Genomic DNA, 13,547 nt, shown 5'->3' with positions numbered 1-13,547 from the left:
CGAAAGTACAGAAATCAATAGTAATATCTGATAAATTATTGAAAATAGAAAATTTGTATAAAAAAAAGTAGTTCTACCATTTTTATATAAAAATGATAGAACTACTTAATCTAAGTATTTACTAAAAAATACAGTTAAAATTACTCTATTATCAATTTTTTAGAAACTTTTCCTTTTGTTGTTTCTATATTAATAATATATATAGCCTTTGATAAATTTTTTATTTTTAATCTATTCTCTTTTGCTACTTGGTTTAAGTTTGTCCATTGATCAACTTGCTGGCCTAGTAAATTAAATAGTTTAGCTTTTTTAAGCTCTAAGTTACTCTCGTTGTTTATTACTATTTCTTGTGTATTCTTGTCTAAGAATACTGCAATATTATTGTTTTGAAGGACATCATCACTAACATTTAATGTTGTACTTTCTTTAAATGCTAGAACAAATCTATCTGTATACGTACCACTAGCAAGCGTAAAAGATATTGCTCCATTATTTAATAAATATGTTTGATTTGATAACTTATCTTTAATATAAACATTTCTATCAATAGCATCCCATTCATCAATTTCAATACTTATGTTGTCATTAATTCCTAAAACAATTTCTAAAGGAACTTCTAAATCTTCTGAAATTTCTTGTACACCAGCAATTGCATATTTATTTTCATCATCAACGAATTTCCAATAGAAATCACTATTACCTACATCAAACATTACAGCATCATAACCTGCTTCAAAATCAAAAGAATTCCCTTCTTTAAAAGAAATACCTATTTGCCTATGTAAACCTAATCCGTCGTTATTCTTATAATTCATTCCTAATTTAATAATAGGAAGTCCGCTTGATGTATTATTGTTTTCTGGGGTAGTATCTTCGTTGTTTCTAAAGAAAATAGATTCATTTCCTTCTTTTTTGTATTCTCTTTGACTATTATTAAAGACAATAGGTCCACCTGTTTCATTACCAGAAATAAAGAATCCTTGACCAATAGCAATATACGGTTTAGGTTCTTTATAGTTTCCTGTTCCCACAGCAGGAGCAGATTCATCTCTAATATGCCCTTTTAAAATAAATGAATCTATATATAGATCTGAAGTAGATGAATCTCTATAAATAATTTCTACTAAATCTCCCTTTTTTATGTTTGTACTATAAGAGTAATTTAAATATTGTCCATTTGTAGATACTAATTCAATTTCATTCAAAATTCCTTTTATTTGAATCCCTAAAGTTATAGTACTGCTAGATTTATAAGAAATAATTAAGGAATCTACAAGCATTTCGGTTGAGCTTGTAAACGAGATATTTTCACCATTAGCATTAAGAAGAACACTTGTTACACCTCCTCCATCAACAAAAGTTGTTGCTCCATTATTTAATGTCTCAGATTCAGCTTCTATTAAACTTGTTGCTATTGCTACTCCATTATTAGTTGTTACTTGATTCGCAGATATTCCAAGAGCAATGTTTCTAATTGCATAGCCACCAATATAACCTCCATAATTATGACCAGCTGTACCTGTTGCATTTTCTTCACTTGCATGTTCCCAGAAATATAAATTTCCTGTTATCGAATTACTATTATCTTCTATAAATTTTTTGGCACTAATTGCTGTAGCATAAGGATTCCCTACTAGATAGGATTCATTAGCTGCTATTGTTGTTTCTAAATCTCCATCTTTTGGAGTTCCAACAAATGTATAATTTTGCTTTCTATTGGGTCCTTTAAAAATAAAACCATCTGTTTGTGGAATTTCTCCATCTTTATATTGATGCTCCCAAATAGCATTACTTCCAAAAGTATATACCCAATAATCTGCTAAAGATATTGGAGCTGTAGGACTCCCGTCATACCCTTCTACAAAAGTAATGTCTTTTGCCAGGTCATCAGTTCCTTGACCAATTTTGCCTTCTGCAGTTAATGTATTTGTACCATCTTTAAAAACCTCTTCAATTGAATAAGTGTTTTTGCCAATTGTATTTACAGGAGAGCTCATATAATTATATCTGTACATACTAGGTACATAAGATTTTTGATCTATTAATAATTTACCCAAACCTGTAATTTTACCTGATCCTTCATGAGTTTGTACCATTTGTGCCAGATTAGTGCTATCTGTACTTACCAATCTAATTTCACCATCTAAGATAACTCTATCCGTTACCACCAATAAATGATCTGTTATACTAAAAACACTATTACTCTTCACCTCCAGTTTACGAGCACTTAATTTTTCTAAATCATTAAAATCTTCTGAAACAACAACTTCTCTAGATCTGTCTGGGTATCCATTAGACCAAATCGTATTATTTGCATCATTTGGGTCTGTAATTCTATCTGTTAGTTGAATTCTATGCAAACCTAGTCTAATATTTGCTTCTGCATTTGCATACTCAATTTCGGAGATTAAAGGTGCATGTGCATGTCGTTCTGAGGCAGGAGTATCAGCATCTACTTGGTTAGAATACGTAACAATAGCATCATCTATAAATACTACCCATTCACTTTCTGTATAAGTATTGTTTGGCACTTCTACTTCATCTATTCTTACTACTGAAGTTTTGTTTGCAATATTAGAAACAACATCATATCTATTTGCCCATGAAGTTCCATCTGTTGTAGTAGAAAGGGTAATGATATCATCTCCACCTGCAATATTTGCTAAAGAATTATTCTGTTCAATTGTTGCTGTACTTCTTGTATTAGCAATAACATTTGTCCCTCTTTTAAATAATACAGACTCTCCGGCTTCTAAAACCGTTGGAACAGTATAAGTAACATCGGGAACTACACCTGTTTGGTCTCCTGATTTATCTTTATACAATTGTACTTTAATAACATTTCCAGGAATATCCTTAGCACTAATATTAGTAACTTCTATCCATCTTTCTTGACCATTTTGATATACTTGCGTAATCATTGCTGATCCGTTTGCTGAGGCATCTGTAAGGTTAATTAAATAATCTTCAACTTCTCCACCTACAGCAGCACCTGTAGGGGTATTAGATTCTCCTTGATTTTGACTAAGTCGAACACGCGCATAACTTACGCCTACACTAGATAAAGCATCAGGTACAGTAAAAGTAACACTTGCCGTAGTTGCATTATTAGCTATCACTTTATCATTTGCTAGTTGTTCTCCAGCATCTGAAAAATCTCCATCTCTATTAAAATCAATCCATACACTTAAATATGCATCACCCCCTGTATTATTAGTTATGGAAATATCTTGAGTATATTCCGTACCAGCTTCTAAGGAAGCAGGCCAATTTACTCCATCATCATATGTATCTCCACTTCCCGATAGTATTGGACCAGTACCTGCTGAAATGTTAGTACCTAACATTAAATTAGAAACAAAAGAACTTGATGAATAACCTAAAACAGAATGACGAGGTCCATCATTTGATAAAAGTGTATTATAATTCCCTACTGATGTACCTGTACCTGTATCTGGCGCATCTCCATAATCTACATATACTTTACCATCTGTACAACGTGCCCCATCATTATTACCTGATGCAGTTGCTTGAGAGAAAAAAGTTGTTGTAGTTTCATCATAATCTGTGGCTGGCGGACTACTTAGATCTAATCGATAAATTTTACCGTCATTATTTTTAACAGCATAGAAAAAACCATCATGATCAAAGAAAACGGCTCCATAAGCTGTACCTCCTGGAACTCCAGAAGTACCTAAGTTAGTAGAAGTTCCATCACCCATATTTATTCGAATTAAATCATCAGTCGCGTTTTTTACAATAGTATATAAATCACCACTTACAGGATGAAATGCAAAATCAGATAAAATGCCTGGAATCGTAGTAAGAGTAATAGTCTCTATTACTTCTAGATAAGTTATTGAAGCAGGATCTAAATCAATTACTTTAATGTTATGAGTACCCGCATCAGACGCCCCTTGAACAATATAAAAATGTCCATTTTCATCTATATCCCCAACATTATAAATCTTATCATTTTCTAATCCGGTAATTGTAATAATTTGGGTTTTCCATTCTCCAGAATCATTTTTTGAGGTTACTGTTAAAGCTTGTGGATTACGAGAAACTCCCCATATCTTACCATCTTTTAGGTTGTAACCTATAGCATTTATATTTGCATTAGAATCATCATCTGCGGTAACCATGTCTCCGGTAATTAAATCTAGAGTTTGCCAAACAGAATTTACTTTGTTTCCATCACCTAATAAATCATAATTATTAGTTACTTGATACGCGTCTGTTGAACAACCTAAACTATTAAAACAAGCGTAATTAATAGCCGGATCTAGAAAATGTGGATTATTAACATTAGAACCTATCACATGATAATCTACCAAACCACTATTTACGCCACTTGTTGTTTGTACAGCATCTGGGACACCATCGGGACCTACTGCACCAGTGAATTGGTAATTTGTTGTTGTATCAGTTGTTGCTCCTGCTTCTAAGGCATCAGAACAGCCATCTCCGTCTGAATCTAAATCTAAATGATTTGGTGTACCATCTCCGTCTGTATCATACACATCTGGGATTCCATCATTATTTGAGTCTGTATAATCGGTTGTACTACCATCTCCAGAATCACCGTTATCTGTATTATCTAAGTAATTTAGTATTCCATCTCCATCTTCATCACCAAACGGCTCATAAGAACCATATTCATCTGTATCTAAAATACCGTCATTGTCATCATCTAAATCTACTTTATCTAAAATACCATCTAAATCGCTATCTGTATCTGCACAGTCATCAAAATCTCCTCCTATTGCCCCTCTTGTATCTACAAAGGCTCCGTAGACTTCTAGCTCTTCATCTAAAAGTGCATTTAGATCTACACCGGCCAATTTTTCTGCCGTTAATTTAATTCCGTAATAAGGTTGTGTCGTTTTAAAACCAAAATTTACAGACCCATCATGACCAATAAGATTAGCTGTTAATAAAGTCAAACCAACTAAATTATCTCCTTCTACAGTTTCTAAAATATTTCCATCAGCATCTAAAGTTGATATTGTTAAACTATTTTTTAAAATGTCTAAACTCACTAAAGAAGAACTAAACTTTACATTAAAACCCGCATAAGAACCTGTAGGATATTCGTTAGTTGCGTCTCTTACAGCAATACTAGCAGTTCCAGCAACACTTGCTAAAATATTGATAGATGCATAATCTTCTGTATCTGCGGTTAATACGTTATTTGCATTCGTAACACTACAATCTACACAAAGTAAGTCTGAAACACCCGTTTGTTGAAAATCTACATAAGTAGAAAATGCAGGAGAACTAATATTATAAGACGTATTACACTCTAAATCTGTTGGGCACATTTTTTGTATAAAACTATTGTATATTTTAATAGTTCCTAAATTAGCACCAACCGTTGAACTAAATTTAATTCGAACTTCATCAAAAGGTAAAGAACTTACAAAACCAATAGTTTGTTTATTGGCACCTTCTAATATAGGAGCACCTAATAACATAGCGGCTCCAGATTTAGTTTCTACTACGGTATTTGAACCATCTATATAGGTAGAAATGCTAATATTATTTAACAAATTTACATCTAAGATACTAGCGGTTTCTATATCAAAACCTACAAAATGAGAATCTGTATAATTATCTAACACATCATAAACCCCAATTTCTAAAGCTTCTCCTGCTGCTATATTTAACCCTAATTCTGCATAATCAGTTGTACTGCTATTTATAATATTATCTAAACCATCTATTGCCATACCTGCCCCTACCAAACCTAAATTTCCAGGAGTGTAGACTTCTACAGGAAAATCTGTGTTTGTCCAAGGTACCGTAGTATTACAGTCTAATGGATTTCCAGTTGCGGTATCATAACTACAATATTTTTTTATAATAGGATAATTTACCTGTACTTCTCCTAAAGATACCCCTACTGGTTTAGAAACTGTAATTCTTATTTCATCATAAGCTGTAGTGGTTACAAACCCTCTATTTTGGGTAGCAGCCCCTAAAACTGGCGCATCTATTAAATTAGTGGTACTCGCTGAAGATTCTTTCTCTACATCATTTAAATACGTAGTAATTATAATATTATCTAAAACCCCAACATCTGCTAAATTGGCTAAAGTGACATTAAAACCTGCATAAGTACCTGCTGAAAAAGGTTCTAGAATACCATCTGCATCATCATATGCTAATTGTTTTTTTACAGATAAATAAGAAGTAGCAAGAGCATTGACACCAATGGTACCTCCATTTAATGAAGCATGGTTTTCTTGGTTCGCATCAATAACATTTTCTGGATTAATTCCATTATTACCAAGAAGGTTTATATTAAGACCAGAAGCACCTACATCATCTATTTCTAAGGCATAATTAGGGCTTGTCATTATGGTAGGTGTATTACATGCTAAAGGAGTAATATTATCATCGTATATTTTTACAAATGCGTAATAAACTCTTAAACTAGAAGTAAGACCACCTATAAGCCCCGTATCATAAGTAATTCTTATTTTATTAAAGGCTTTTGTGGTTACAAAACCAACATTATAAGGGTCACTACTTGTAAAATCTAACAAACTTAAAGCACTGTCATTACTTACTATAAAATCCTCTTGTTTCGTGTTTCCATTATATGTTGTTATCTTTACTCCACTTAAAACACTTAATAAATTTGATATACTGGACAACAAAGAGTTTGTTCTTATTCTTGCTCCCGCATAACTACCCGCAGGCATTGTTATGGGCGAGGTAATTGTTAAGTAAGAATCACTGTTTGTAGAAGTATAAATAGTAAGATTACCATCTATGGCATTTCCTTTATTGCTCCATTCATCACATCTTCTACCAAGATTTCCTAGAGTAGGACAAGCATAAGTAGAACTACTCACAGTAACCCCACTAAAATTAGTATCATTTACAAGAGGTACAATTTGGTTTTTAGGTAAATCCGTAATAACATTTGCAGCAACAGTTGTCGTTTTATAAGTTTTATTTTTTTTTCCTTTATCCTTAATATTATATGCATAAATATTAACCATATTTAAAATTAGAAAAAAGGTGAACCAATTCTGACTTTTTATACCATTCATTTTAACAAGATACTTTTAGTAATGACCTAAAGCACAATTGTGCTTTTATTTTATTTATTTTTAATTATTAGAATTAGGGGTGGAATCTATATCTAACTGATATAGATTTGTTGAATATATTTCTGATTTATTTATTATAATTTCTCCAGGCTTTGTAATAGTTGCAGCTAATTTTAATGTATAAGATTCTCCTACATTAATTTCTAAATCTCCAAAATCCCAAATACCAGTAGCTTCATCATATGTTGTGTTATCTGGTATTACAGATGCTGCTTCATTAAAAGTTAATCCTTCTGGTAAAAGATCTTTTACTTTTACTTCATTAGCTGCTATACCACCAGTATTTTTAATGGTAATATTAAAAACAATTGTATTTCCTAATTTAAGTATCGATTTTTCGACTGTTTTTCCTATAGATAGATCTATTAAACAAGTATCAAAATTACCACCTGTTGCTCCTCTAGTATCTACAAAAGCACCATATACTTTAACCTCATTATTATTTAATAATGGGTTTAAATCTACTCCGACTAATTTAGAAACAGTTAGTTTAATTCCTTGATATGCTTGGGTTGTTTTAAATCCAATATTAGCATTACCAGTACCGGCAGTACCAATAAGATTGGTTAATAAGGACAAACCAATTAAGTTGCTTCCTGTTTGACTTTCTATTACATCACCATTAGCATCTAAAGTTTCAATTTTTATACTATTGTTAAATAAATCTAAACTCACTAAAGAAGAATCATAGTTTACAGCAAATCCCGCATATGAACCTGAAGGATATGTATTTGTGGCATCTCTAACGGTTAAACTAGCAGATCCAGCAACACTTGCTAAAACATTTATAGTAGCATAATCCGTATCAGAACTTGTTAATAAATTATTTGTGTCATTTAAACTACATCCTACACAGGCCAAATCTGAAACTCCAGTTTGTTGAAAATCTATATAGGTAGAAAATGTTGGAGCATTAAGAGCATATGATGTATTACATGCTAAATCTGTAACACACATTTTTTGAATAAAACTTTTGTAAATTTTTATAGTACCTACATTCGCATTCAGAGTTGAACTAAATTTAATTCGTACTTCATCAAATTCTTGGGTAGTCAAAAAACCTATCGTTTGTTTATTTGAGGCTGATAATAAAGGTACCCCTAATAACATAGACGAACCGGATGCTGTTTCTACTAACGTATTTGATCCATCTTTATAGGTAGAAATTGAAATATTATTTAATAAATTAACATCTGCAATACTTGCTACCTCAATATCGAAACCAACAAAGTTAGCACCTGTATAATTATCTAAAACATCATATACACCTATTTCTAAATCACTAGCAAGACTTACATTTAATCCTAATTCTGCATAATCTGTAGTACTTTCACTTATAATGTTTTCTAAATTCGTTATATCATTACCTACTCCTAAAAGTCCAGAAGTATTTGGTGTGTAAACTTCTACCGGATACGATGTATTTGTCCAAGGTTCTTGTATATTACAATTTGATGTATCTGTATTACTACAATATTTTTTTATAATAGGGTAATTTACTTGTACTTCTCCCAAAGTGATTCCAATAGGTTTAGAAACAGTAATTCTAATTTCATCATACTCTAAAGTAGTTATAAATCCTTTATTTTGAGTTGCTGCCCCTAAAAGAGGCACATCTATAAGATTAGAAGATGTATCACTAGATTCTTGTTTTGCATTTCCTAAATAAGTTGTGATGATAATATTATCTAAAACACCTACCTCTAATAAATTGGCTAGAGTTACATTAAATCCAGCATAAGTACCTGCTGCAAATGGTGTTATGAGTCCTGTAGCATAATCACTCTGTTTTTTTATTGACAAATAGGAAGTTGCAGCCACTCCAACTCCAATTGCCCCTGCATTTAAAGTAGCATGATTGGTTTGGTCTGAATCAATTGCATAATCTGCATTTTTAATAACATCACCAATAAGGCTAACATTAATTCCAGAAGTGCCAATTTCATCAATTTCTACTGGATATTGATTGTTTGTAATTTCTACAACATCATTACAAGGAAGTGCTGTTGCGTTTTCTTCATAAAGTTTGATAAATGCATAGTATACTTTTAAAGAAGATATATCTAATAAACCGCTTACTTTAATTTCTATTTTTCTAAAACTACTTGTTGTTACAAAACCAATATTGGTCGGTCCAGAAAAATCTAATGTCCCTGATAATAAATTAGTTGACGGACTATAGGTTTCTACAGTATCTCCATTACTATCTTGTGTTGTAATGGTGATATTCCCTAATAAACCAAGTATAGAAGAAGATTCTATTCTAAAACCTGCATAAGTACCGGCAGGTATGTCTTCTGTTGGATAAGTAATTGTCAACTTATCTATATCAGTCAATAAAATACTTGAAGTGGTAAAATTTGTTAAATTCCCATCTAAAACATTGGCAACACTTGTCCAATCCTCTGTACAAGAAGTACCAACAAAAGGAACAGTAATACAATTTTCTGATCCATTTACTGTAATTCCGTTAAAATTCGCATCATTAACTAAAGGTATAATTTCGTTTTTAGGTAAAGTGCCAAAGTCATTCGTAACAAATTCCTTTGATTTTGTGGTATGCTTAAATTCAAACTTATTAATTTTATTTAAACCAACATCTATAGAATAAATATTGTTTTTACATAAAAAAACAAACACAAACAAAATGAATATAGTACTCCCATTTTTTATTTTCATCTCGGGGGAGATTTAAGTTCTAATTAATAAAATTTTAATGCTATAATATATTCTTTATAAAAAAAATATTTTCCTTACGAAAAACGAAAGAAAAACTATATGTTTTTTTTTTTTACAAAAAATATAAATAGTTATTACAAAATAGTATCAATAAATAAATTATTAATACCTATATTAAATAGTTAGGGCTATAGTACAAAAGTACTATATCTTTTTAAATACTACAATACTTTTATTTTAAATAATAATAATTTTAATGAAATCTCTAAACAGAAAATAGATATTTGTAACTTTGCCAATTACAAAATAGAACATGAGATTACACAGAAACTTAACCTTTGCGGTTATAGACAGTATAAGAGATATATTTAATGAAGGAGTTTATGCAGATAAAGCTGTAGAAAAAGCCTTAAAAAGAGACAAACGCTGGGGAGCAAGAGACCGTAAATTTGTTGCAGAAACTATTTACGACATTGTTCGTTGGAATAGGTTGTACGCAGAAATAGCAGAAGTAAAAGTACCTTTTGATAGAGATAATATTTGGAGACTTTTCTCTGTTTGGTGTATTTTAAGAGGAATTGCCTTACCCGATTGGAATCAAATCGGGGATGTTCCAGCAAGAAAAATTAAAGGACGTTTTGCTGAATTATCTAGAACTAGAAAATTTAGAGAATCTATTCCAGATTGGATGGACGAATTGTGTGTTTCTGAATTAGGTGAAGAGATTTGGACCAAAGAAATTGCAGCTTTAAATGTACAAGCAAGTGTTATTTTAAGAACAAATACTTTAAACATTTCTAAAGAAATTCTTCAAAAGAAATTAAAAGCAGAAGGTGTAAATACCGAATTTGTACCCAATCATCCAGATGCTTTGATTTTACCAGAAAGAGCTAATGTTTTTAAAACAGAAGCATTCCATAATGGATTCTTTGAAGTTCAAGATGCCTCATCGCAACTTGTTGCTGCTTATTTAGACGTAAAACCGGGTATGAAAGTTATTGATACTTGTGCAGGTTCAGGAGGAAAAACCTTACACCTATCTGCTTTAATGGAAAACAAAGGGCAAATCATTGCCATGGATATTTATGAAAGTAAATTACGTAAACTAAAAGTTAGAGCAAAAAGAAACAAAGCACATAATATAGATATGCGCGTAATTGATTCTACAAAACCAATTAAAAAATTACACGGAAAAGCAGACAGAGTTTTAATTGACGCTCCTTGTTCTGGTTTAGGTGTTATCCGTAGAAACCCAGATTCGAAATGGAAATTACAACCAGAATTTATAGATAATATAAAAAAGGTGCAACAAGATGTCTTACAACAATATTCTAAAATGGTTAAACCAGGAGGGAAAATGGTGTATGCTACTTGTTCTATTTTACCTTCAGAAAATCAAAATCAAGTTAATACTTTCTTAACATCCGAAGCAGGAAAAGAGTTTACATTTGTCTCCGACAAAAAAGTTTTAGCACATATTTCTGGTTTCGACGGGTTTTATATGGCGCTTTTAGAAAGAAAATAGTTTTTACAATAGAATTGCTAGTTGTAAAAATTATAAGCATGAAAAAGAAACTGTTTTTAATTATTAATTTAGAAAACAATTTATGTTAAAAAAAATCATCAACTTATCAGCGCTATTATTTGTTGTTTTAAGTTACGGACAAGTACAACCTTATTATAATGATGTAAATTTAAACCTTACAGGAATTCAACTGAAAGAAGAGTTGGCTACTAAAGTTATTAGTACACATACTCGTTTTTTAACTTATGATGAAATTTGGGATGCTAGCAAAATCACTGATGTAAATCCTAACAACAATCAAGAAGTTGTATTGATTTATGGTTTCGAAGATGGTTCTGATTCAGATATCACCAATAATAGAGAACGAGATATAAATATTTATGGTGGTGGAGCTGGTAATTGGAACAGAGAACATGTATTTGCTAAATCTTTAGGTGATCCTAACTTAGGAACAACAGGTCCAGGTTCTGATGCGCATCATTTAAGACCGGCAGATTCACAAAGAAACTCATCAAGAAATAATGAGAAATTTGCAACTGGTTCTGGTAATGCATCCTTAAGAATAAATGGTGGCTGGTATCCAGGAGATGAATGGAAAGGCGACGTAGCAAGAATGATGATGTACATGTATATACGTTATGGTGATAGATGTTTACCAACAAATGTAGGTATCGGAGACAACTCCTCTACTCCTGATGAAATGATCGATTTATTTTTACAATGGAATGTAGAAGATCCTGTTTCTGACTTCGAAAAAACAAGAAATACTTATCACGAAGATGCAACTAACAACAGTTTTGCTCAAGGAAACAGAAACCCTTTTATAGACAATCCAATATTAGCAACAAGAATTTGGGGAGGAACAGCCGCAGCAGACCTTTGGGGAATATACTCAAGTTCAGATTCCGAAGCTCCAACTGTACCCACAAACCTAAGTGCAAGTAATATTACTACTTTTTCTGTAGACCTTTCTTGGGGTGCTTCTACAGATAATATTGAAGTAACAAGTTATGATATTTACCTTGATGGTGTTCTTGTAAAAAATACTACTAGTACTACTGCAAGTATTACAGGTTTAAATTCTAATACTAATTATTCTTTTACAGTTTTAGCAAAAGACATTGTAAACAATGCATCAAATCAAAGTATAGCTATCAATCAAACAACTTTAACCGATGTAGATGCTCCAACTATCCCTACAAATATTGTAATTACCAATCAAACAGGAGAATCTTTTAAAGTAACTTGGGATATCTCTACTGATAATACTGCTGTAACCGAATATGATGTTTATATTGATGGAAATTTAAACGCTTCAACGACAGAAACTACTTTTACTGTAACCGGTTTAGCAGTATCTACAACTTATGCAGTACAGGTATTAGCTAAAGATGCTGTGAATAATCAATCTATTTTAAGTACCTCTGTAAATGCAACAACAACCGATGGATCTACAACAACAGCCAATGAATTGTTCTTTTCTGAATATGTAGAAGGATCAGGTAGTAACAAAGCTTTAGAGATTGTTAATGTTACTTCTGCAAATATTGATTTAAGCGAATACTCTATAAAAAGACAATCTGCAGGAGGAAAAGATGGAGAAGATTGGGATAACACATTAATCCTTTCTGGAACAATTATACCTGGAGATGTTTATGTAATCATCAATGGTGCTTCAGAATTACAAAAACTAATTGATGAAGCAGATTTAATTACTCAAAATATCAGCCCAAACTGGGGTGCTCCAATTAACTTTAATGGAGATGATAATGTTGGTTTATTTAAAAACGATGTTTTAATTGATATCATTGGAACTTACAATAGTGGTGGTGGTAACTTTGCAAAGGACAAAACTTTACGTAGAAAAAGTGGCGTATCTCAACCAAATACAGCTTTCGACATCAGTAATGAATGGGACGTTTACCCTAAAGATACAGTAGATGATATCGGTCAGCATAATACAACCTTAAATGTTGGAAATTTTTTATTGGATGGTTTTAATATCTACCCAAACCCAGTAGAAGGTGTGTTAAACTTAAAAAACACCAACAATTCAACAATTCAAAACCTTAGTCTTTACAATTATCTAGGAAAAAAAATCTTCTCTATAAAAAATCCAAGTAACGTAATTAATGTCGACTTTTTGTCAAAAGGAATTTATATGCTTAAATTTGAGGCCGAAAATAAAATTTACAACTTAAAAATTATTAAACAATAAA

General features: G+C 31.6%; 4 protein-coding genes. 2 read left to right on the top strand and 2 right to left on the bottom strand.

Annotated features, from left to right (window positions below):
• Positions 1-140 precede the first annotated feature (140 nt).
• Together MC378_RS02890 and MC378_RS02885 are read right to left on the bottom strand one after the other, a co-directional pair.
• Positions 141-7,013: a GEVED domain-containing protein gene (locus MC378_RS02890; RefSeq protein ID WP_242177212.1), complete on the bottom strand. Its 6,873-nt coding sequence runs from the start codon at positions 7,011-7,013 to the stop codon at positions 141-143.
• 111 nt (positions 7,014-7,124) lie between these two features.
• On the bottom strand, positions 7,125-9,803 hold the full coding sequence (locus tag MC378_RS02885; protein WP_242177211.1) for a DUF11 domain-containing protein: 2,679 nt from the start codon (positions 9,801-9,803) through the stop codon (positions 7,125-7,127).
• 313 nt (positions 9,804-10,116) lie between these two features.
• Here MC378_RS02885 and MC378_RS02880 point away from each other — a divergent pair, with 313 nt between their 5' ends.
• Complete coding sequence (locus MC378_RS02880; protein ID WP_242177210.1) at positions 10,117-11,328, top strand: RsmB/NOP family class I SAM-dependent RNA methyltransferase; 1,212 nt, start codon at positions 10,117-10,119, stop codon at positions 11,326-11,328.
• A gap of 82 nt (positions 11,329-11,410) precedes the next feature.
• Positions 11,411-13,546, top strand: coding sequence for an endonuclease (locus MC378_RS02875; protein WP_242177209.1), 2,136 nt, complete (start codon positions 11,411-11,413; stop codon positions 13,544-13,546).
• Position 13,547: the final 1 nt, after the last annotated feature.

Source organism: Polaribacter marinus (assembly GCF_022662535.1).
GTDB lineage: Bacteria > Bacteroidota > Bacteroidia > Flavobacteriales > Flavobacteriaceae > Polaribacter > Polaribacter marinus.
Note: the sequence above shows the minus strand (reverse complement) of the source record. Positions and strands in the feature narration are given on the sequence as shown.

Excerpts from the sequence above, each read along its gene's own strand:
- MC378_RS02890 (WP_242177212.1), bottom strand. The coding sequence starts at position 7,013 with ATGGTTAATATTTATGCATATAATATTAAGGATAAAGGAAAAAAAAAT.
- MC378_RS02885 (WP_242177211.1), bottom strand. The coding sequence starts at position 9,803 with ATGAAAATAAAAAATGGGAGTACTATATTCATTTTGTTTGTGTTTGTT.
- MC378_RS02880 (WP_242177210.1), top strand. The coding sequence starts at position 10,117 with ATGAGATTACACAGAAACTTAACCTTTGCGGTTATAGACAGTATAAGA.
- MC378_RS02875 (WP_242177209.1), top strand. The coding sequence starts at position 11,411 with ATGTTAAAAAAAATCATCAACTTATCAGCGCTATTATTTGTTGTTTTA.